Origin of the sequence: Paraglaciecola sp. L3A3 (assembly GCF_009796765.1) — a bacterium.
Lineage (GTDB): Bacteria > Pseudomonadota > Gammaproteobacteria > Enterobacterales > Alteromonadaceae > Paraglaciecola.
In genome coordinates, this window is sequence record NZ_CP047023.1 from 505,655 (window position 1) to 528,461 (window position 22,807).

Below are 22,807 nucleotides of genomic sequence, written 5' to 3' on the forward strand. Positions count from 1 at the left end.
AAATGCCCCTATGTAATTCCTTCATTTTAGCCCGCAATACTTGGACGCTTCGCTATATTTTCTTGCCATGCAATTAGGTGGGTGAGTTCGCTAGGTATGGTTATTTGCGCAAAACCGGCAAACACTAACCCAGCAAATAAAGTAATATCTGCAACACTAAATTTGTCGCCAGCCACAAACTGCGAATTACCCAATACCTGATTAAAATAGACTAAACCTTGGCGTGCTTTTTCACCTTGTTTGATGCCCCATTCTTTATTTTGATAGGTTTCAAGTGCTGGGCCTAAGCCATCAGTGGCATGATGAAAATAGGTGCCAACCGCGTCAAGAACTTGTAACTCAGCTCGTTTTTGCATCATACTGATTATTGCACGTTCCTTGGGGCTTGTTCCTGTTAGTGGCACTCCTGCAAACTCAGTGTCAATATATTCAATAATAGCGCTACATTCAGAAATATAAGTACCGTCATCTAATTCAAGTACTGGCACAGATGCTTGTGGGTTTTTCGCTAAAAAAGCGGCTGTGCGGTGTTCACCATTCATCACATCTACAGGTATGAACTCAACATTATCAGTTGCGCCTTTTTCTGCAAGTGCAATACGGACTCTAAGAGGATTGGGAAAGTTTTCAATATCATAAATTTTCATTGGTTTATCTCTAAATAAAGTTGTTAAAAAGTTAATACAGTATTTTATCTACCTACTGGTAGGTAGTTTATATTGTTTAATTGATAATAAGTCAACTTTTAAGATCAATAATATGTGAAAATAGCGTTCAGCCATTATTGCTTAGTGAACATGATCGGCCGGTTGTTATTTGTAGAACACTGATAGGAAATACGTTAATGACTAAAAAAGAAGCGCTCTTAAAAGCCGCTGAATTCAAAGTTCGGCTTGGGGGTTATAGCAACTTTAGCTTTAGAGAACTGGCCAATGAAGTGGGAATGAAAAGTGCGAGTGTGCACTATCATTTTCCCACTAAAGCAGACTTAGGAGCTGAGCTTGCCCATCAATACACTGATAATTTTTTGGCTGCATTAGGCGATCCTGTGAGTATTCATGCCACTGGTAAAAATCCAATAGACGTATATACCCAGCTTTTTAGAAGCTCTTTATTGAATGACGACAAAATGTGTTTATGTGGCTTGTTAGGGGCACAAAGTGAAAGCCTACCAGATAAGGTACGCCTTGAAGTAAAACGTTTTTTTAATGAAAATTTAGCCTGGTTAAATGCAGCACATACTGTTAACGGTGAAAAGGATCCAGTCCACGCCGCTATTGTTACTGTCAGTTTGTTAGAAGGCGCAATGATGATAAGTAAAGCCCTGAACGATCACAGTTATTTTGAGAGTGTTACCCAGTAATTATATGAAAGGATGTGAGCACTTACTGTTTATTGATATTTGAAATCTTAGTACTGTGATTATTTAGGGGCTAAATAATCACAGTACTAAGATATTTTACGATAAGCCTACCAACTGTTATTACACAATTGTCGCTCACAAGGTTCGCCATCATTGTCACCATCTATTTGCATATTTGGACAATGAGCTAGGTAGTACTTGGCTTCATCACAAGAGGTTAATTGGCTGCAATGAGTTTTCCCTTGGCAACTAAACCCCATTTCTTCGTATGCGGGATAAAGTTTAGGCTGAATTACAAACCGGTAAAAAACAGTTGCTATTGCAACTAAGATTACAAAACCAAATAGTTTTGCAATAAGTGACGGGGTATTTTTCGGGGTAGGGGGCACACCAACCAAAGCAATTGATATTGCGCTCTGTTTACCCTTTTCTATTGTTACCTGAAAGATCACAGAATCACCTACTTTAGGTCGACGGTAACCTTTTTTGAACTGAGAAATATGGGCAAATACATCTCCCTTTAGCTCTTTCGAAGAAATAAAACCAAAGCCCCGATCATCATTCCAACGAACTATGTTTCCCTGCATGTAACCCCCTATATTCACTTATCCATAAAACTTTAAATCACTGAGTATTTAGATGCTATAAAAATTTTCTAGCAAAGCTCAACAGTGCCTAGTAAAAGGTGGTTAAATCAAGCCACCATTGGCACGTATTACTTGACCGTTGATCCATTGCCCTTGATCGCTGACTAAGAAACTCACTAGGTTTGCAATGTCTGCTGGTGTACCTAAGCGTTCTAGCGGGGGCATTTTTGCCATTGTTTCTATAAGTTCATCTGATTTAGCGGAAAGAAATAATTCGGTTGCAGTGGGGCCAGGTGCTACGGCATTAACCGTAATTGACCGACCTCTCAACTCCTTAGCTAAAATTCCTGTGACGGCTTCAATTGCCGCTTTAGTTGCTGCGTAGGTACCATAACCTTCTAGTTTTAAACTAATGACACTGGTCGATAAATTTATAATTCTGCCATGATTATTTAGCCTTTTTGCTGCTTGGTGTAAGGTATTTAACGTGCCTTTTAGATTAACGGCTATATGGTTGTCGAAGTGTGCTTCATCAGCGTTTGCTAAAGTGGCCAGCTGCATGACTCCGGCGTTATTCACTAATACGTCTATCGACCCCCATTTTTCCTCGATAAAGTCGAACATCTGTTTTACTTGGTCTGTGTTGGCAATATCGCATTTGATAGCCATTGCTTCACAGTTACTGTTATTTAGTTCATCAACAATATTATTGGCTTTTAATTCGTTAGAGGCATAATTAACCACCACACTGTAACCTTCATTGGCTAAGTTACGCACTATGCTTTCGCCAATTCCTCTTGAACCGCCAGTTACCAAGGCTATTCTTTTAGTAGACATCATTTACTCCAGATTTATTGAATAAAAAGTTCAAGCTAAGTCTAGCGATTTTTAGTGCTTGGATAATTAGTTGTTTTTTGACATGATTATTTCATATTTGATAATAATTATTTGTTGGAAAAATAGATGGATCGCATCAAGGAAATGCAGGTTTTTTTAAGGGTTGCTGCTAGAAAAAGTTTTACCCTAGCGGCAGAAGATCTATTGATGCCTAGAGCAACAGTGACCAATACCATTAAGCGTTTAGAATTAAGGTTAAATTTAAGATTGCTTGAACGCACCACTAGGCAAGTCAATTTAACTCCAGATGGCACAGCCTATTATTATCGATGTGAACAACTATTGTCAGATCTTGAAGCGTTAGATAATGAATTTAATAGCAGCGCTACGAAAGGAATACTAAGAGTTAACTTGCAAGGCACACTAGCTAAACATTTTGTGCTGCCATATTTAGCAGATTTTTTGGCTGAATATGCAGAAATCCAATTACTCATAGGCGAGGATGACCGTTTAGTTGATTTGGTGAAAGAAGGCATTGATTGTGTACTGAGAGCTGGCAACTTAAAGGACTCGTCTTTGGTGGGAAAACGTATTGCATCTCTTAAACAAGTCACAGTGGTCAGTCCTAGCTATATAGAAAAATATGGCTTGCCATCCGACATCGACAATTTAGACAAACATATGACAGTTGGGTATGCACTAGACAGTGCGGCTCGGCCTACCACTCTCGACTTTACTATTGAGCAAGAGGTGGTGGGGAAAAAGCTGCCAGTTTTGGTGACTGTGTCTGGTGCTGATCTATACACAGCAGCTGCAAAGGCAGGATTAGGGCTAATTCAAGTACCCGAATATCGAATTAAACAAGAACTGTTAAAGGGCGAGTTAGTTGTTGTGTTAAGTAACGCACCACCACCACCTATGCCGGTATCTGTGTTGTATCCCCAAAGGCAAAATCTATCAGCCAGAACCAAAGTATTTGTCGATTGGCTAGAAACCCTTTTTAGCCAGGCTAAGTAGTGAAATATCACCACGATTTTTGCTTAGCGGAATACGAATTGCAGACTTCACTGACTCACTCTACTCTGCTTAACCCCTCACCATTATGCTCTTGATGATAGCAATCAAATACAGCCATCGTACTCTGTGGTACTAAGCTCTTGGATCACTTCTACCGTACCATCGCTATAGACTTGTACTAAGTTTTCACCACGACTGCCGCAACTGTTATCCCAAGCGAGCAGTACTTTATAACCTAAGGCATTTTTTTCATAAGCTTTAGCGGTTGAACCTTGGGTAGACAGATAAATATAAACTTCAGCTTCGGTATCAATGTGCTGAAAAAATGTTAGTAACTCACTTTTTGATTGCACTGTAAAGATTGAATCATTCAGCAGTGCTGCTCCGTAAACTGGGCAATAATCCGGCAGACATTTACTATCAAAACCATAATCTATATTCAGCGCATTCAGTTGATATTTTTGCTTTGATGATAATTGTGCGTGTTTTTCTTCATCAAATTTTTGTAAGACTGTATGTTCTTCATCTTGATAATGGTTATTACCTTGCCTTATTTCCCAATAACTATAATCATCGTTCAAGTTGAAGTCGGACAAGGTATATTCTTCTGAGAATTTTGTTGATGGGAGATTCGCTTGTTGTGTGTGGTTACAAGCAAATAGAAACAATGTGGATATTAAGGTAAAGATTAAGCTTTTCATTCAATTCATACACAATATTAATTGGTGGGATAAGCCAACCTTTGATTACTGGGTATTCTCGAAATGTATCAAAATGACTTTATAAATGACGTATTGCAGTTGTAGTCACAATATTTAGTAAGATAATCAATTATTTGACGATAACTCGTACCGCTAGATGCATCCCATCAACTGTCCATTGCTGGGTAAGTTGGTTAAATAACACTCGAGAATATAGTGTGCGCTCAGAGTAATCATCGTATGTGACGTGCATATTACAGAAATATTGCTGTTTTAAGACAAGGTCTGGGATCTCCACTTTAATGGCTTTTGGTCCAGTGGTTGGCCTTCTTCTTTTTGACCAGCTTTTGGGAATAATTTCAAATGTGTAGTTAATGGCTTGATCTCCTTATGTCAGGCTAGTTGTCAGTATATAAGCCTGGATTAATAAAAGGAGCCATGGTTAAAATGATGGCCTGGGTATAGATACTTTCTCTGGTAGCTAAACCATTAGTCAGCAGGCCTATTGCCCCCTGTTTTTGTTTGATATTTTCTGTTTTAAATAATTTGTCCATCACTGTGCCTAATTCTTCACCTTGCTGTAATGCTTGAAACACTATTTTTGGTAATGGCAACATGCTGGAACGACCTATAGAGGTATTCTTGCCATCAGATATCGCAATATAGGCAAAGGTTGCTGGACCGTGCTCAAATAAGTCGACGCCTCCTTCTATGGCAACATAATAATCAGCTTTGCTTTGTTGTTGGCAAAACGTCACTCTATTTATCGCCCCATTTTTGGTCTGATCACTATTCATCGGTTGGTCGGGTACAGCAGAAGGTGCATCTAGACCAATACAATCTAAATCAGTTAATTCAAATACACTGGAAATTGCTTGCTTAGCTGCATTTATTTTGACCGGATTTTTAGAGCCAACAATTACTTTTATCATGCAGTTATTTGTCTTGTTAGGTAAGTTTTGTTGATTTTCGATGTTAGTGGATTTTAAAGCAAGCCTTTATTCTACTCTCGTAACTTCAGATTCAGCGCGATATAATAGAGCTAAGATCCACAATAAGTAGGTTAGATTTATGCACAATTACCCCCCTGAGCCTCTTATCCGTACTTGGGTATGGATGATGTCTGAGAATCAAAATCCGTTGCTAATGAATAAAGGCCGTGAAAACTTGATTAACGCTTTTGGTAGCATTCAAAAAGCGATTGAATATATTGAAAGCCAAGAAGAACCAGCCAAATCTTAATAATAAATTCTTCAAAACAAAAAAACGCTCAATATTGAGCGTTTTTATGTGTATCAGGTTAGATTAATTTTATGCTGTTTTCTTACGCATCACCCAGTAAAAACCAGCAAACAAAACAATTAATACTAGTGGGAACAAAATGAGGCTATTTAACACTTCGTTGCCAGCTGCGAGTGCGGCTTCATTACCGGTAAGGCCAGCTGAGGCTGCAGTAGCGGTAGCTGAATCTACCCAACCACCAATCACAGGATTCCATGCGCTCATAGCGAACATACCAGCTCCACCCATTAACGACATACCTAATGCACCTGTTTTAGGGGTGTATTCAGCAGTACAGCCAATCATGGTTGGCCAGAAGTAAGTGATACCTAAAGCAAATACAACTGCAGCAATATACACAGCAGAACCAGTAAGCTGAGTCATCAAGAATAGACCAAAGCTAGCTAATACGGCAGACACCAATAACACGCCTGGAGGGCTTAATTTATGTACTAGTGGACCGGCATAAAAACGACCTAATGCCATGATGCCGGTGATTAATGCCAAAATAAGCATAGGGGTTGCACCAGATGCTTCTAATATTTTGTTTATCCACTGACCAGGACCAAATTCACTTACCGCAGTCATAGTCATACATACCGCTAAGAAAATGTAGATAGGGTTAGCTAATGCTTTTAAATTACCGCTAGTAGAGTCGTCTTCAGTGGTAAGTTTAGGGAAACTAAAACCTAACATCATCACACCATAAATGGCGGTAGGGATTAACATAGTGGCAACCTGAGCTTCCCAGCCCATGCCTAATTTAGTCATTCCAGCAGAGACTAAAGAACCGATTACTATGCCGCCAGGAAACCAAACATGAAATTTATTTAACTTGGCTGTTTTATCATTAGGGTAAAGCTGAGCAATAATTGGGTTACAACCTGCTTCAACTAATCCATTAGCAAAGCCCACTAAGAAAGTGGATATCATCAAACCCCAAAAACCATCAGCAACAATCGTTAAAACTAATCCTAAGGCATGGCCGATAAAGGCTAACCAGACAATTAATTTAGCGCCAATTGCATTGTATAATATGCCACCAAAAATCATGGCAAATGGGAAACCTAAAAACGCCATGCTGGCTATCCAACCTAGTTCTTCACCGGTTAGTCCGTATTGTTCACCTAAAGTAGGCAGTATTCCTGCGCGAATTGCGAAGGTCATAGCTGTTACTATCAGGGCGATACAACTTATTCTAAAAACGCGTTTAGCGACTTCATCTGAAATGTCAGTTGCTGCATTCATATTATTATTTACCTTATTTAATGCCGAGTATTTTATTATTCATTTCAACGTCTTTTTCCACACCTGCAAAGTCGTCGAAGGCTTTTTCTGTCGGTCTTATTAGATGGTCGCTAATAAATTTAGCCCCTTCTGCTGCACCGTCTTCAGGATGCTTAATAGCGCATTCCCATTCCATAACAGCCCACCCATCAAAATTATACTGTGTCATTTTGCTGAATATGCTCTTAAAGTCGATTTGTCCGTCGCCTAATGAACGGAAACGTCCAGGACGGTCAATCCATCCTTGATAACCACCGTATACACCAGAACGGCCATTTGGATTAAATTCTGCATCTTTCACATGAAACGCTTTAATTCGCTCATGATAAATATCGATGAAAGCCAAGTAATCTAGTTGTTGTAAAACAAAGTGGCTTGGATCGTACAAAATGTTAGCACGGGGATGGTTATCCACTGCTTCTAAGAAACGCTCGAATGTCACACCGTCATGTAAATCTTCACCTGGATGTAGTTCGTAACAAACGTCAACACCAGCTTCATCAAATGCATTTAGAATTGGCTTCCAACGTTTAGCTAACTCGGCAAAGCCTTGTTCTACTAAGCCGGCAGGGCGTTGTGGCCATGGGTATACGGTTTGCCACAATAATGCACCAGAGAAACTAGCATGGCCTTTAAGACCTAGATGTTGGCTGGCTTTAGCAGCTAGCTTCATTTGTTCTACTGCCCATTCAGTGCGGGCTGCAGGGTTACCATGTAAGTGTGCAGGAGCAAAACCGTCAAACATTTGGTCGTAGCAAGGGTGAACCGCGACTAATTGACCTTGTAAGTGAGTCGATAACTCGGTGATTTCCAAACCGTGCTCTTTAGCTGTGCCAGCTATTTCGTCACAATAGTCTTTGCTGGTACCAGCTTTTTCTAAATCGAATAAACGGCCGTCCCATGAAGGTACTTGAATTCCTTTAAAACCATTGCCTGCTGCCCATTTGCAGATTTCAGGGAAAGAGTTAAAAGGGCTATCATCGCCAGCAAACTGTGCTAGGAAAATACCTGGACCTTTGATTTGTTTCATATTGATTATCCTAAATCTTTAGTTAGCTGTAATGACAAAATCATGCCATTTAGTTTCTGATTGGCTGAATTTAACGCTATTTTCGATAAATGCCATGCCACGAATTGCTTCATCGATACCTGGTACATCAAACTTAACGTTTGAATGATCTTCACCGGCTTCGAAAGCACGAATTTGTTTAACAAAGTTGCCATAAATATTGGCGAATGCTTCGAGGTAACCTTCTGGATGGCCTGCCGGTGTGCGCATTGCCGCTTGTGCTGCTGCACAAAATTCGCCAACACCCGTACGAATAAGTTGAGTGGGGGCTGTGTTAGATTTGTGCAATAAACTATTTGGTTCAAGTTGTGACCATTCAATGCTTCCTTTGTCACCAAACACACGCAGACGTAGGTTGTTTTCGTCTCCTACTTGTACTTGACTCGACAATAAAACACCCTTTGCGCCATTGTCAAAACGTAATAAAACCGTGCCATCATCATCTAATACTCGGCCATCTACCACACTGTTTAAATCTGAACACATAGCAGATATTTGAGTACCGGCTACGTATTCAGCTAAGTTGGCCGCATGTACACCTATGTCACCCATACAACAACTGATACCAGCTCGAGCTGGGTCAACACGCCAAGCCGCTTGTTTGCCTGAGTCGCCTTCTTTATCAGCTAACCAGCCTTGGGTATATTCAACAATGACTTTGGTGATTTTGCCTAATTGGCCGCTGGCGACAATATGTTGCGCTTGTTTAACTAGAGGATAACCATTGTAGGTATGGGTTAAACCGTATAATTGCCCGGTAGCTTTGACTACCTCAGCTAAATCTATTGCTTGTTGTAAATCGAAAGTCGCAGGTTTGTCACTTAATACATGAAAACCAGACTCTAATGCCGCTTTAGCTACGGCGTAATGCAAATGATTAGGCGTGACTATAGCCACAAATTGCATTCTTTTATCTGCTGGAAGTGCAGCCTCAGCAGCTAACATTTCTTGATATGTGGCGTAACACCTGTCGGTAGGTAAATATAGTTCTGCGCCCGATGCTATGCTGCGCTGCGCACTAGAACTAAAGGCGCCACAGACTAATTCAATTTCGCCATCTAAGTTAGCGGCCATACGATGCACTGCACCAATAAAGGCGCCTTGACCGCCTCCGACCATACCCATTCTGATTTTGGATTTTGCCATGCTGTTATTACTCGCAATCTTAGTTTGTTTCTTTGGGGAAAGAAAAGTTAAATATATGTTAACAATCCTACCTTGGTGTTACCACATTTACCTAACATAAATTCGGCAAATCTATGCAACGTATTCGGCGTTGTTAATTATTTTGAAATCTAAAAAACATTGCCGAATACTAGATAATTTAAGAGGTTTGCAGAAAAAGTTGAATGGGACTTCGCTTAAAAATTAACAATTTATATTGTACTGATGTTATTCGCTAACAAGGTTAACGAGAATTAATTTAATACCCCTGAGACTTGACGACTAAGTTACGTAGTGGTTTTCCTGCAGAGTATAGGGCTAGGTTTTCTAATGCTAGATCTCGCCAAGTTGTGATGACGTTATCGTAGGTACCACCTGCATGAGGGGTTATTAATAAATTTTTAGCTAACCATAAGGGGGAAGTCTCATCTAAAGGTTCTATCTTAGTTACGTCAATGCCAGCTCCGTTTAAATCTCCCTCATTTAAAGCCCTGACTAAATGTGTTTCTTGCACAGCATTGCCTCTGCCAATATTAAAGAAAAAACTAGGTTTGGCCATATTGTTAAACACATCATTGTTAAATATATTATTGGTTTCATCCGTTTTAGGTAGCGTTGAAATAATGATGTTTGCTTGTTGAGCTGCAATACTAAGTTCATCTAGCTTGTATATTTTATCTATGTTTGAAATGTTATGAGTGACATTTTTTCGCATACCTATGATGTTGGCGCCAAATGCTTTTAAGCGATGCACTATTGCCAAACCCACTGAGCCAAGGCCAACTACCAAGACTGTTTTCCCTCTTAATTGAAATAACGAATCACAGGCTGTCAGACTGGTTGTTTGCCATTGTTTACCTTGTTGCGCTTGGGCAAATATAGGAATGCCTCTGAGCACTGCTAATACCAATGCTAGGGCATGATCGGCTACCACGTCATAATGAGAATCTGAACAGTTAGAAAGGATAAAGGGCGCAGCTACTAATTCAGGATAGCTTTGCAACCACTCAACTCCCGTACCAAATTGTTGAAACCAGACTAAATTTGGCAACAGCGATAAATCTTGCCTAGGAAAGTCTCCAAGTACTATGTCAATATCCAGTGAATGTTGTTGAATTAGCTCAAGATTTGTGGTGACTAGAACTTTACGTTTGCCGGCGTATTTCTGCAAAGCCTCGTGAGACTCTGCATTCATAAATTTATCTTCAATCCACATCAACAACATATTTTATTTATCCTTATGTATTATTTTTTGTTTGCCAGGGCTAATTTTTTTGACCAAGCGTCATCTAATTTGTACAGCTGTAATAAGCCTAAACAGACTAATGCACCTATCGCTGGACTTGCAGAAAATATAGTCACAATTCCAGTTAGGGATGATTCAGATTGTTCTATATTGGCTTGGTAGCCATATGCGGCTAATAGCCAGCCAGTCAATGCTCCACCAATGGCAATCCCAAACTTCAAACTTAATAGGTGACCAGAAAAACTCATCGCCATAGGACCACGACCATTTTGACTAATACTGTAATCCACCGTATCAGGGACAGTTGAAAACAGCATGGGTATTAGCATCATATGAAAAAATTGGGTTAATAAAGTAATAAATAATGCCACATACATCATCTCTGAAGGAACAAAGAATAAAATACAATTAGAAATGGTAATACCGATACAGGCGAGTTTCATTAACTTCACTTTGCACATTACTCTACTGGCCCAGTTGGATACTAATGCGCCTATGATGCCACCCACCATACTAACTGTTACAAAGGTGCCTATTAAATTTTCCATTCCTAAATAATAACTAACGTAGTAGGGCATTACACCACCGCGCATAGCCACAGTGATCAATAAGAAAAACGTTACGCCAGCTATAATCCACCATTGTTTATTGTGCAAAACAATACTGATATCTTTTTTAATGGATACATTATTAGTGGCGACAGTGACACGTTCTTTAGTAAAAGCAAAACAACCAACAAAACATAAAACCGCTATGATAGCCATCACTACCATGGCAAGTGAAAAGCCAAGTTGTTCATCACCATCCCCAAAATATGCAACTAATGGTAATGTAGCAGCGGCTATGATCAGCCCTCCCGCTTTAGCCATAGCAAACCGCCAAGACTGAATAGAAGCACGCTCACGTACATCACTGGTTAACACTCCACCTAATGCAGAATAAGGAATATTAATGGCGGTATAAGCCGTCATCATTAGTGCATAAGTTACATAGGCATATAGAAGTTTGTTGCCATCGCTGGCATCTGGTGTAGTAAAAGCGATAACAGCAAGTAGTCCATAGGGAATTGCCATCCACAATAGATAAGGGCGATAACGACCCCATTTAGTTTGTGTCCTATCAGCCAAAGCCCCCATTAATGGGTCAGTGACAGCATCAAAAACACGTACTACTAACATTAATGTGCCTGCCGCCGCCGCCGTAATACCAAACACATCAGTGTAGAAAAACATCATGAAGTTGATAACAACTTGGAAAACAATATTGCTTCCAGTATCGCCAAGCCCGTATCCGAGTTTTTCTTTTGTGGTTAACTTAACATTTGATTCCATCACGTCTGTCCTTTTCTATAATTGTTATTATTAAATTCTGATGCATTATGAATGACAGGCTTTACTTGCCTGCATATGCTCAAAGGTGGTTAGAGGGTTGTCTATCATGGCTTATGATCTGCTGTGAATTTTTGCTCTTTGTATCCTTGAGTTTGGGTTTTGTAGGAAAACAAAGAACCAGCCAAAGGTTGCTTACTTAGGTCATTTGGGGATAGGTATTCCGAGGCTGTTGTGATGTATAAGGTGTCCATATTTACACCGCCGAATACACACTTTGTGACTTGAGAGACAGGTAATCTTATTTCTTGTAGCAGCGCTCCACGAGGCGAATATTGCTGTATTGCCCAGCCCCCCCAAAGTGCGACCCAAAGATTACCTTCTACATCAAGACACATACCGTCTGGATAGACATGATCTTGAGCAAAATGGATAAATAAAGTGCAGCTTTGCAAGTGCCCTTTGTTATCCAATTGGCAGCGGTAAATTTGTTGTCGGACCAAAGTATCGGTGTGGTACATGAATTTACCATCGGCACTGAAGCATGGGCCATTGGGCACATGATATTGATTATCCTCAATACTCCAATCACCTAAGGCCGAAAACCGATATAGTTGTCCCACTGGATTATTGCAGGGATCGTCCATGTGCATAGTGCCAGCCCAATAGTTGCCAAGGCTGTCAACGGCACCATCATTAAATCGGATTGTTTGGTAATCTAGCTGCGGTGAACTAATTTTTTTATGTTGTTCATTTTGCAGATCTAAAATGTACAGGCCATCGACAAAAGTGCCAACGAGCCCACCTTGCTGATTAATACCTATGCTGGTTAGTCCACGTGCAAAGTGCCAAGTTTGGATCGAATCTTGACACTTCTTGTATAGAGTATTACCTAATATGTCTGTCCAATATACCGCTTGCTCAGCAGACACCCACAGAACACCTTCACCAATTCTGCAAAGGCTTTTGTACTCTAATTTGAGGTTAGACATATTAGGTTGCCAACTTGCTATTTGATGGGATTAGCGTTGAACTGGCCATTAACCCGACGCATTATGTTTAGTGGGTTACTATCCTGTAATTCGGCAGGTAAAAGATGACTTGGCGTATCTTGATAACTGACAAATCTAACAAATCTATAAATGGCGTCGATCCCAACACTGGTTGATGCCGCAACTGAAGCTGCAGGGTAGGGGCCTCCGTGATTTTGCGAGCCACAAACTTCTACTCCAGTAGGAAAGCCATTAAATATAATTCGACCGACTTTTTGCTCTAGCTGAAGTAGCAGCGCTTTTACAATTTGGTCATCTTGCTCGGTAGTATGAATACTTGCCGTTAGGTTTCCGTCTAAAGCATGGGCAATGGCAATAAATTGTTGTTCGTTGTCACACTCAACGATAAGTGTGGCAGGGCCAAATACTTCGTGTTGTAACTCAGAATTATTTAAAAATGTCTCTGCAGAGGTGTTAAGTACAATATTAGGCGGCTGTATAGGAGTATCTAATAGGTTGTCATTCTTATTAATCCAAGTGACTCCTGAATTCTCGATAAATGTTTCAACACCTTGTACAAAGGCTTTACCAATTCCTTCGTTTAACATGACGTTTCTAGCATTGTTAGTCATCACTTGGGCTACTGAATTAACAAAGTCTGAATTTTTCGGAATCACTACAATACCGGGAGAGGTGCAAAATTGACCTGTCCCTAAACATACTGAATTAGCTAAATTCTGTGCGATGCTCGAACCCGACTGAGTCATGGCGCTTTCGGTGATAAATACCGGGTTCACACTGCCCATTTCGGCAAATACTGGGATAGGCTTTGTGCGTTTTGCGGCTACGTCCATAATAGCTCGACCGGCTCTTAAGGAACCAGTAAAGCCCACCGCCTCAATAAGAGGATGTTCGACTAGTTCTGTTGATAATGAAATTGCATTGCCCTGCAATAAAGAGAATGTGCCTTTGGGCGTGCCTGATTTAGCTATCGCTTTTTCCATAACACTGGCAAAAAGTTCGTTAGTAGCGGGATGAGACGGGTGACCTTTAACAATAACTGGATTCCCAGATGCTAAGGCTGAAATCGTATCTCCACCAAGAGTACCAAAGGCAAATGGGAAGTTTGATGCACCAAATACAGCAACCGGGCCAATAGGTTTTAATATTTTTCTTAAATCAGGTTTTGCTAAAGGCTGGCGTGCTGGATCGGCAGTATCAATGCTCGCTTGAGTCCAAGTGCTATCCTTAACAATTGCTGCGAAAGCTCTTATTTGTCCAGTAGTTCTGCCAAGTTCACCTGTGAGTCTCGGTAGACCTAGGCCTGTTTCTTGGTTGCAGACCGTAATTAATTGTTCGCCTAGCGCTTCGATTTCTTCGGCAATGGTTTCAAGCAATGCTGCTCGGTCTAAAATCGATGTTTGTCTGTAGTTATCAAAAGCCTGTTTTGCCGCTTGTGCCGCTAGATTAACTTCACTTTGCTGACAATTTTTATGTTCAGCTAAAACTTCAAGACTGACAGGATCTTGCGCTCGAAAATTTGCCCCAGATGGAGAAATCCAATCTCCGGCTATATAGGATTGTTGAGTAAGATTATGCATGTGTTTTTCCTAAATTAAATTACGTTGAGCAAGGTTTTTCATTAATGTGTTGATACCAAATTCCCAAGGGGCAATTTGGTTGGAGTAATGCACAGTATTTTGCAGTGTGCCGATATAATTGGTTGAAATACTGACTATGTCCCCAGCTTTATGGGTGAAGCCTTTACCTGTTTCACCTCTATCTTGAGTAGGCGTAAATAAGGTGCCAGTAAATAGAGCTAAACCATCAGGATACTGATGACAATCAGAAATGGTTTGTGATACTAAATCTTCCACGTCACGGCTGATTTTTTTCATGTCGTTGGTGGCATCTAATTCGTATTCATCTTCAGGCCCTTTAACATTCAAGGTCACTAATGAAGATCTAACGTCGTCGAGTGAATAGCTTTGGTCAAACAAACGAATAATGGGCCCAATAGAGCAAGATGCATTGTTGTCTTTGGCTTTGCCTAACAATAAGGCGCTGCGCCCTTCAACATCTCTTAAGTTGACATCGTTACCTAAAGTAGATCCTACTATGTGACCTTGATTGTTTATGGCCAACACAACTTCAGGCTCTGGATTATTCCAACTAGATATAGGGTGAAGACCCACATCGGCCCCTAATCCTACCGTTGATAAGGGCTGAGATTTAGTGAATACCTCAGCGTAAGGACCTATCCCTACTTCTAAATATTGAGACCACATGTTTTCTTTAATTAGGATCTCTTTTAGCTCTAACGCTTCTTTTGAGCCGGGAATTAAATTACCTATGGTTGAGCCTATGGTGTCGTAAATTTTTTGCCGAATATCTTTGGCTATATCAGCATTTCCTTCGGCTTTTTCTTCAATTACTCTTTCTAACATTGAGCTGACAAACGTTACGCCGCAGGCTTTAATGGCTTGTAAATCAAATGGAGAGAGTAAATGTAAATAATCTTTATCTAATGGACGCTGTAAAGAATTAGCAAATAAGGATTCTACGCTACCCAGCTTTTTAAATTGTCCGGCTAATAGTTGTTCTTTAGTAATGCCTAGATTCAGTAGTTCAGAACAAGTTGCGGCTAAACTGGACAAGTCATAAACGCAGGAATCATGTAACCAAATTGGCGTGGGACCTGCAATCGGAAAGTCATTAGACTCGGGTACCCAAGCTCGGCCTATTAAGGTACCTGTATATTTATCTTTAGGTAAATACGTATCTAACTGTATGTCTGAATAGTGCTGCTTATTTGGCTTCATGGTTTTGTTTCTTCTTAATGATTATGTCTGGGTAATTGTCTGGCGATTTTTTGGTATTTAGTCCCAAGTTCGATGACCGCCCCTTCAGACAAGTCTCCTACTGTATTGCGATAAATCTCTTGCCATGGAGTTTGCGACTCTGGGGGGGTGACAATGCTAGATTTCTTGCGCCTTTTTAATTCGTTTTGATCTAATAAAACATCACAAATACCATTAGCGATATCGATACGTAATATATCGCCCGACTGAATATAGGCTAAGCCGCCACCCACTGAGCTTTCAGGACAAACATGTAATATGGAAGGACTATCAGATGTCCCTGATTGTCTGCCATCACCTAGAGTGGGCAGGCTAGTGATGCCTTTTTTGAGCAAGTAATCTGGTGGCTGCATATTGACTACTTCTGCAGAGCCAGGCCAACCAATAGGACCAGCACCTCGCAATACAAGAATGCAGTTTTCATCAATTTTTAACTCGGGATTATTGATGTTTGCGTGATATTCCTCTGATGTTTCGAACACTACAGCTCGGGCTTCAAATACGCCTTTATTACCGGGTTTTGATAGAAAACGTTGTTTAAACTCAGCAGAAATAACACTGGTCTTCATTATTGCAAAGTCGAAGAAGTTGCCTGAAAAAACAGCAAAACCAGCTTCTTTTTTGATCGGCTCTAAGTATGGTTTAATGACTTCTCTGTCATGACTATTCTTGTCTTGTAAATTTTCTGACATACATTGTCCAGTGACAGTTAACACGCCACCATTCAATTCATTAGCCTTTAACAATTCCCACATAATGGCAGGAACACCACCGGCTCGGTGGAAGCGTTCACCCAAATATTTACCGGCAGGTTGTACATTGGCTAATAAAGGAATAGGCCGTGCGAGTGTATTCCAGTCTTCGGCTGTGATTTCAATGCCTGCATGTCTAGCCATTGCCATTAAGTGTGGATGGGCGTTGGTGGAACCACCGATGGCAGAAATGACTTTCATCGCATTAATAAAGGCATCTTTGGTGAGAATGATAGATGGCACTAAGTTTTCGTAGGCCATTTCTACAATCCGCACACCTGTGCGATAGGCCATTTGTCCACGCTCTTTATATGGCGCAGGAATAGCAGCGCAGCCAGTAAGAGACATGCCTAACGCTTCCGCCACTGAGTTCATGGTTAAAGCTGTACCCATGGTATTGCAATGCCCAGCAGAAGGCGCAGAACTCATGGCTAAATTCAAAAATTCGGTTTCATCTATTTCACCAGCAGCTAGCCGTTTTCTTGAGCGCCAAATAACACTGCCTGAGCCGACTAGTTCGCCATCATGCCAGCCATCAAGCATGGGGCCACCAGATAAAACTATGGCAGGTATATCTACAGTCGAAGCGGCCATTAAATTTGACGGTGTGGTTTTGTCACAACCAGTAGTTAACACCACTGCATCTATGGGATACCCGTAAAGAATTTCTACTAGTCCCATGTAAGCTAAGTTTCTATCCAAGGCCGCTGTGGGGCGTCGGCAATTTTCAAAAATTGGGTGAGTAGGAAACTCAATCGGAATACCTCCAGCTGCTCGTACCCCATCTTTTACTCTTTTGACTGATTCTAAATGAATACGATTACAAGGCGCTAAATCGCTGCCTGATTGAGCAATACCTATGATAGGTTTTCCAGAACGCAATTCTTCTGGCGTCACCCCATAATTCATGAACCGCTCTAAATATAATGCAGTTAAATCAATATGATCAGGATTGTTAAACCAATCTTGAGAGCGGAAACGGTGAGTTTTTTTAATATTATCCATTTTATTTAAGCTTCATTAATTGTAATAGGTTGATATTCAAAATGATGGAAATCAGCATGAATACCTTCAGCACTTAAATCTGAACAATGCAGACATATAAATGCGCCAGTAAAAAAACCTTTACCACGAACGTAATCGTCGGATAATTTCCATGCAGCAAATTCCTGCTCTAAAGGTGTCCAGTTTTGTTGGTCTAGTGAGTAATAAAAGGTGAGCACTGCTTGTCTAACAGAGACTTTTATCGATATGTCTGCCTCAGGATCTGTAATGGCAATAGGTTGTTCGTAAAAGAAATAGCTTGCTTGACCATTGTCTACTTGAATGATTTTGATGCTTCTTGAATTGATATTTTCATCGTGGTCTACAAAGCAGTACACCCAGTTCTCAGTGTTGTAATACACAGCCATACCAGCATTTTGTTGAGAGTGATTGGGGGCAAAAGATAACTGAGTACTGGCATCAAAATTAAAATGCTTCCAACGATGTCCAATAGTTGATTGGTTAAATCGTGATATTAAAGGCTCCTGTCCATACAGTCTTAGAGAGGATTGCTCATTGATTATTTCTCCCATTTCTGCAGTAAATGGAACACGTAATGTTTGCCATTCTATGTCTAATCTACCCGCATCAAATTTATCAATGAAGGTTTCGTTAGTTTGTTTAGCTTTAGTGAAAAAGGCAGGAGCTGGGATCTGCTCTTTAGCATGTCCACCGCCCACTACGTATGGCCAACCATCTAGCCACTCAATTTTATCGATGGCGGTTTCTCGGCCTAAAGGACAGTAGCCTTGTTTGTTGCTATCAGACTTAATCGGCTTGTTATTCAATGGGCGGCCAACTAAATACACCATAAACCATTCATCACTATGAGTATGGATCATTGCTCCATGCCCCGCTTTTTGCAGTGAGTGATTGGGGTGATCTTCCATGGTTAAGATTATTTTATTTGGGTGTAACTGATATGGACCATCTATGTTTTTGCTTCTTAGTAATGTCACTGCATGTTTGTATTCGGTCCCTCCTTCGGCAACCAATAAATAATAATATTCGTCCTTTTTATAAATGTGCGGGGCTTCTGTGAGTTTGCGTTCAGTACCAGTAAAAATGACATTTTTCTGTGTACTCAAAGTTCGCTGATCATGAAAATACTCTTGAAGCACAATATTGTTGTGCGGATTGCTATGGTGGCGAGGACCCCATGTGCGATATGTTAAGTATTTTCGACCCGATTCATCATGCATTAGTGAAGGATCAAATCCGCCTATTTTTAGTCGGATTGGATCACTCCAAGGCCCAGTGATACTAGGTGCTGTGACAAGAAATGTGTCGCCGCATTTCCAAGGGCTTTCGACACTTTTTACGTTTGAATAAACTAACCAAAATACGCCATCGTTATAGGTTAAACATGGTGCCCAGACGCCACCAGAATCTGGAATACCTTTCATATCTAGTTGATTTACTCGGTCTAATGGCTGAGCAACTAAGTTCCAATCTTGAAAGTTTTGACTGTGATAAATACGTACGCCTGGAAACCACTCAAAAGTGGAGGTCGCGATATAGTAGTCGTCCAGTTTGCGGCAAATGACTGGATCTGGATTGAAGCCTTTAATAATTGGATTGCTAATCATGGATAGAATTACATCTCGAATATACTGTAAGTTTTATGTTGCAAATATGTATATAAACATAAAATGTTCCCGGTAACATCGCAAGTTCTTATTGAACATTTAACAAGTAAAATAACGGCTAAAATTATTTACATAATAAAATTATATTTTTAAGACAGTGCGCTATTCGTTGTAATCTAGGGTGTTAGTTGTATAACACTGAGTAAATATGTGTTATTTAAATTAATGAATGATTGAACTCGAATTATTTGGGGTTTTACCCACTTAACTCAAAATTACTAAATTATGATGAAACCAAAAAGAACGACACTGCAAGATATAGCTGACGTGGTTGGCAAGACTAAAATGACGGTTAGCCGTTACTTACAAAATCCAGAGTTAGTCGCACCAGCTTCTAGAGTGGCAATAGAAAATGCAATTAACAAACTAGGTTATATTCCTAATCGGGCACCGAATATATTATCCAATGGTAAGAGTTACGCTATAGGGGTACTTTTTCCGTCTATTTCAAACCATGTATTTGATGAAGTCTTACGAGGTATTGAATCGGTCACAGAACCTGCAGGTTATCAAATTATTATTGCTCATTATTCTTATTCACAGCAGCTTGAAGAAAAACGAATTGGTTCATTATTGTCATTCCATGTGGATGGCTTGATCCTATCTGAAAGTGTTCATTCTGAAAATACTCTGCGCATGATTTCTGGTTCGGGTGTGCCGGTGACAGAAATTATGGATACACGTTCAACTCCGCTGCAACAAGCTGTTGGTTTTGATAATGAAGACGCAGCTAAAAAAATGACAGAACGAATGCTGAGCAAGGGATATCAGAATATTGCGTATATAGGTGCAAAAGGTGATGTGCGTGATATAGCAAGACAAAAAGGTTATGAAGCGGCTGTACAACAAAGTGGCAAAAAACCTATTATATTCAGATCGCCAGAGTTTACCTCAATTACCCTGGGATCAGAAATCATGGATAATATTTTGGCATATCGGCCAAAAATTGATGCTGCAATTTGCACCAATGATGATGTTGCAATTGGTATGCTACTAAGCTGTAAGAAAAAGGGCTTAAAAGTACCAGAAGATATCGCTATTACCGGTATGCATGGCCATGAAATGGGCCAACTTTTTTCACCGGTTTTAGCAAGTGTGATTACGCCAAGATATAAGATTGGCCAAGTTGCGGCTGAACAGCTACTGAAACGGATTAATGGTGCTGCAGATTTTGATACTTACATTGACCTTGGATTTCAGATTAGTGAAGGTGAAAGTATCTAGTCTAAATCTTGTTTTTAAGGTAAAGCATAAATGTTGAGTTGTGTTTATTGAATAATCTAATATGTTTATCAATAGCTTTAAAAGAACGTAAACTTCATGCAGCTACCCAGCAAACTCTATTATTAAATTGATTATGAATATTGAAGATCCAAGACCAATATTATTAAAATTATCGATATTAATCTTGTTAATGTTAACTTTTCTTCCGACTATTTTTTGTTCCTATCTTTGTTGAGCTGAGTGGCTATTTTACCTTGTTGGGTACAGTTAATGTTTTGATGTTTGGTGGCCTATATTTTGTTGTTTCGACTAAACAACCTAAGCTTTGGCATCGATATTTGTCTTATTATTAGGGATGTTAGCATTATTACCGCTGATTTTTATTTCGGGGGAGTTAACAGTCAGTTTAGTCCTTTATTACCCCTTCTGCCCATTTTCATCGCTTTATTATCAAGTAGTCGAGATGCGCAACTTTTATGTGGTTTGATTATATTATTTATCCAGAACTCAGGTTAACTATATACTATTCAATTTTTTGGGGGGTAAACTAAGAGTTATTATTTTCGATAATAAAGGCTTTTAGCATGTCTAGAGGCATGGGTTTTGCCCAAAAATAGCCTTGGCCAATTGCCACCCCTAGTTCTAACAATAATTCACCTGTTTCTTTATCTTCAATACCTTCGGCCACTACTTTAATATTAAACGCTCCAGCGATTTGAAGAATAGATGTCACTATATGGAAGTGTTGTTTATTGGTAATAATATCTTGAATAAACGCGCGATCTATTTTTAAAGTGCCTGCTTGAAAGCGGCTTATATAAGCAAGGTTTGAATAACCTGAACCAAAATCATCAATCGAAAAGGCAACGCCTAATCCTTTAATCACGTCTATTTGGTGTTCCACATCGTGCCGGCTGTCAAACTCAACAGATTCGGTTAATTCTAATTCCAGCATGCTCGGAGATAATTTACTGGAGTGCAATATTTTGGATACTGTTTGGGGGAGGTTGCCCGTTGAAAACTGAATAGGAGAAAGGTTAACTGCAACAGGAATTGGTGGGGATATTATTTGGTTCCATTCTTGGCAATCTTTACAGGCTTGAGTTAATACCCAGTCTCCAATTTGATTAATAAATCCATTTGATTCGGCCACGCGAATAAACTTATCAGGTGGTATAAAGTTGCCCTGATGTGTCCAGCGAATAAGCGCCTCTACACCAACAACTTTGGAGGTTTTTAAGTCTATCTGCGGCTGATAATATAATGTGAATTTATTTTCTGTGATGGCGTTTTTTAATGCATCACTTATATGTACTGTTTCAAGAAGTCGTTTTTCCATTTCAAAACGATAATTAGCTATGGATTGCTCACCCTCATAAGTGTTCATGGCGAGTAACGATTTCATTTGCAATAACTTATAGCTATCACCATCGTGTGGGTATTGTGCAACACCACCATTATAGGATAAACGAAGTTGTCCAGATGAAATATTGATCGGCTGCGACAATACCCGAGTAATAGCCAACACTTCGGCACTAAGTTCTTCACGTTCGCCAATATCAACGAGTACAATAAGTTCCTTTTTAGATTCTTGAAAGACTTCAAATTTGGTGCGCTTGGACACTTCTTTTGCTATTTGTAATAAAAACTCAACGGCATTACTTTCACCTTGGGTTGAGGAAATATTGTCGTAGTTGTTGATTCTTAAATAAACAAGAGCTGGTGTGGCCCCCTTATTTTGCAGAAGCTGTGAGAATTTATTTTCAAAAGCAAATCCATTTTTTAAGCCAGATACAGGATGATGCATCTTGGCATTTTCGGTATCTGCTAATTCACTTTTTAGTTGTGAAATTATGTTACGCAGTTTGGACTTACTATTCTGAGAGTCTCTGACAATGATGTCGAGGCAAACTGCATACATGATGAGAAATAAGCTAAAGCCTATAGCACTTTGATAATCTTCTTGTTTAATATCAATGCGAAAAGAAGAAAAGCCGCTGACTTGGGCATAATTTAGCAGCCATATAGATGTAAGCATATACACTAGGGTGAGCACCAGCAGAATTCGTCCACTGTAAAGTGCAGATATCATCAAAATTCCGTAATTAGCATACAGTATGGAGTCCCATATTCCATCTCGTCCCCACGCTATATAGGGAATGGTGATGGTTAAATACCAACATACCAGAGCAATGATAACCGGGCTATTGTCTGGCGTGATATACCAATTCATAAAAATTAAAAAAGCAAAGGACAGAATTAAGGTATACATAAGTTGGTATTCATTAGTTAAACAGGCACTAATGAAGTAAATGAAGGTGAAAACAAGGGTAAGTCGAATGACCTTTTTTGTCGATTTAACTAACGATAAGTATTGTTTTTCAGTGTACATATTGGACATGGAT

The 22,807-nt window shown here is 39.9% G+C and carries 20 protein-coding genes; 4 read left to right on the forward strand and 16 right to left on the reverse strand.

Features of this window, described 5'->3' with window-relative positions:
- Nucleotides 1-26: 26 nt before the first annotated feature.
- On the reverse strand, nt 27-647 hold the full coding sequence (locus GQR87_RS02195; protein WP_158966107.1) for a glutathione S-transferase family protein: 621 nt from the start codon (nt 645-647) through the stop codon (nt 27-29).
- 197 nt (nt 648-844) lie between these two features.
- On the opposite strand from GQR87_RS02195, the gene GQR87_RS02200 reads away from it, so the two are divergent.
- A complete protein-coding gene (locus GQR87_RS02200) occupies nt 845-1,363 on the forward strand; it encodes a TetR/AcrR family transcriptional regulator (protein ID WP_158966109.1) in 519 nt (172 codons plus the stop codon).
- Between the two features lie 107 nt (nt 1,364-1,470).
- On the opposite strand, the gene GQR87_RS02205 is transcribed toward GQR87_RS02200, so the two are convergent.
- Both GQR87_RS02205 and GQR87_RS02210 read right to left on the reverse strand, forming a co-directional pair.
- Nucleotides 1,471-1,950, reverse strand: a complete 480-nt coding sequence (locus GQR87_RS02205; protein ID WP_158966111.1) for a cold shock domain-containing protein — start codon at nt 1,948-1,950, stop codon at nt 1,471-1,473.
- 102 nt (nt 1,951-2,052) lie between these two features.
- Nucleotides 2,053-2,787, reverse strand: coding sequence for an SDR family oxidoreductase (locus tag GQR87_RS02210; RefSeq protein ID WP_199271677.1), 735 nt, complete (start codon nt 2,785-2,787; stop codon nt 2,053-2,055).
- 126 nt (nt 2,788-2,913) lie between these two features.
- On the opposite strand from GQR87_RS02210, the gene GQR87_RS02215 reads away from it, so the two are divergent.
- Entirely contained in the window at nt 2,914-3,804 is an 891-nt protein-coding gene (locus tag GQR87_RS02215) for a LysR substrate-binding domain-containing protein (RefSeq protein WP_158966115.1), read from the forward strand.
- A gap of 104 nt (nt 3,805-3,908) precedes the next feature.
- On the opposite strand, the gene GQR87_RS02220 is transcribed toward GQR87_RS02215, so the two are convergent.
- The gene (locus GQR87_RS02220; RefSeq protein WP_158966117.1) at nt 3,909-4,505 is read right to left on the reverse strand and encodes a hypothetical protein; all 597 of its coding nucleotides are present in this window, start codon (nt 4,503-4,505) and stop codon (nt 3,909-3,911) included.
- Between the two features lie 398 nt (nt 4,506-4,903).
- Nucleotides 4,904-5,437 carry an inosine/xanthosine triphosphatase gene (gene yjjX, locus GQR87_RS02225; protein ID WP_158966119.1) on the reverse strand — a complete coding sequence of 178 codons (534 nt, stop codon included), beginning with the start codon at nt 5,435-5,437 and terminating at the stop codon, nt 4,904-4,906.
- Between the two features lie 139 nt (nt 5,438-5,576).
- Here yjjX and GQR87_RS22120 point away from each other — a divergent pair, with 139 nt between their 5' ends.
- The gene (locus tag GQR87_RS22120; protein WP_199271678.1) at nt 5,577-5,747 is read left to right on the forward strand and encodes a hypothetical protein; all 171 of its coding nucleotides are present in this window, start codon (nt 5,577-5,579) and stop codon (nt 5,745-5,747) included.
- Between the two features lie 69 nt (nt 5,748-5,816).
- Here the strand turns inward: GQR87_RS22120 and GQR87_RS02230 are convergent, their stop codons facing one another.
- The 10 genes from GQR87_RS02230 to GQR87_RS02275 all read right to left on the reverse strand — a co-directional run bounded on the left by GQR87_RS02230 (nt 5,817) and on the right by GQR87_RS02275 (nt 19,118).
- The gene (locus GQR87_RS02230; protein ID WP_158966121.1) at nt 5,817-7,034 is read right to left on the reverse strand and encodes a sugar MFS transporter; all 1,218 of its coding nucleotides are present in this window, start codon (nt 7,032-7,034) and stop codon (nt 5,817-5,819) included.
- A 13-nt stretch (nt 7,035-7,047) separates the two neighbouring features.
- On the reverse strand, nt 7,048-8,103 hold the full coding sequence (locus GQR87_RS02235; protein ID WP_158966123.1) for a sugar phosphate isomerase/epimerase: 1,056 nt from the start codon (nt 8,101-8,103) through the stop codon (nt 7,048-7,050).
- An 18-nt stretch (nt 8,104-8,121) separates the two neighbouring features.
- On the reverse strand, nt 8,122-9,288 hold the full coding sequence (locus GQR87_RS02240) for a Gfo/Idh/MocA family protein (RefSeq protein ID WP_158966125.1): 1,167 nt from the start codon (nt 9,286-9,288) through the stop codon (nt 8,122-8,124).
- Nucleotides 9,289-9,565: 277 nt separating this feature from the next.
- Nucleotides 9,566-10,531 carry a D-2-hydroxyacid dehydrogenase gene (locus tag GQR87_RS02245; protein WP_158966127.1) on the reverse strand — a complete coding sequence of 322 codons (966 nt, stop codon included), beginning with the start codon at nt 10,529-10,531 and terminating at the stop codon, nt 9,566-9,568.
- A gap of 20 nt (nt 10,532-10,551) precedes the next feature.
- Nucleotides 10,552-11,883, reverse strand: coding sequence for a glycoside-pentoside-hexuronide (GPH):cation symporter (locus tag GQR87_RS02250; protein WP_158966129.1), 1,332 nt, complete (start codon nt 11,881-11,883; stop codon nt 10,552-10,554).
- Nucleotides 11,884-11,987: 104 nt separating this feature from the next.
- Nucleotides 11,988-12,872 carry an SMP-30/gluconolactonase/LRE family protein gene (locus GQR87_RS02255; RefSeq protein ID WP_158966131.1) on the reverse strand — a complete coding sequence of 295 codons (885 nt, stop codon included), beginning with the start codon at nt 12,870-12,872 and terminating at the stop codon, nt 11,988-11,990.
- Between the two features lie 17 nt (nt 12,873-12,889).
- The gene (locus GQR87_RS02260) at nt 12,890-14,473 is read right to left on the reverse strand and encodes an aldehyde dehydrogenase (NADP(+)) (protein ID WP_158966133.1); all 1,584 of its coding nucleotides are present in this window, start codon (nt 14,471-14,473) and stop codon (nt 12,890-12,892) included.
- Nucleotides 14,474-14,482: 9 nt separating this feature from the next.
- Nucleotides 14,483-15,694: a fumarylacetoacetate hydrolase family protein gene (locus tag GQR87_RS02265; RefSeq protein ID WP_158966135.1), complete on the reverse strand. Its 1,212-nt coding sequence runs from the start codon at nt 15,692-15,694 to the stop codon at nt 14,483-14,485.
- Nucleotides 15,695-15,708: 14 nt separating this feature from the next.
- The gene (locus GQR87_RS02270) at nt 15,709-17,490 is read right to left on the reverse strand and encodes an IlvD/Edd family dehydratase (RefSeq protein ID WP_158966137.1); all 1,782 of its coding nucleotides are present in this window, start codon (nt 17,488-17,490) and stop codon (nt 15,709-15,711) included.
- Between the two features lie 5 nt (nt 17,491-17,495).
- On the reverse strand, nt 17,496-19,118 hold the full coding sequence (locus tag GQR87_RS02275) for a glycoside hydrolase family 43 protein (RefSeq protein WP_158966139.1): 1,623 nt from the start codon (nt 19,116-19,118) through the stop codon (nt 17,496-17,498).
- A gap of 285 nt (nt 19,119-19,403) precedes the next feature.
- On the opposite strand from GQR87_RS02275, the gene GQR87_RS02280 reads away from it, so the two are divergent.
- Nucleotides 19,404-20,402 (forward strand): substrate-binding domain-containing protein, encoded by a 999-nt coding sequence (locus GQR87_RS02280; RefSeq protein WP_158966141.1) that lies wholly within the window; start codon nt 19,404-19,406, stop codon nt 20,400-20,402.
- A gap of 547 nt (nt 20,403-20,949) precedes the next feature.
- On the opposite strand, the gene GQR87_RS02285 is transcribed toward GQR87_RS02280, so the two are convergent.
- Complete coding sequence (locus tag GQR87_RS02285) at nt 20,950-22,803, reverse strand: EAL domain-containing protein (RefSeq protein WP_158966143.1); 1,854 nt, start codon at nt 22,801-22,803, stop codon at nt 20,950-20,952.
- Nucleotides 22,804-22,807: the final 4 nt, after the last annotated feature.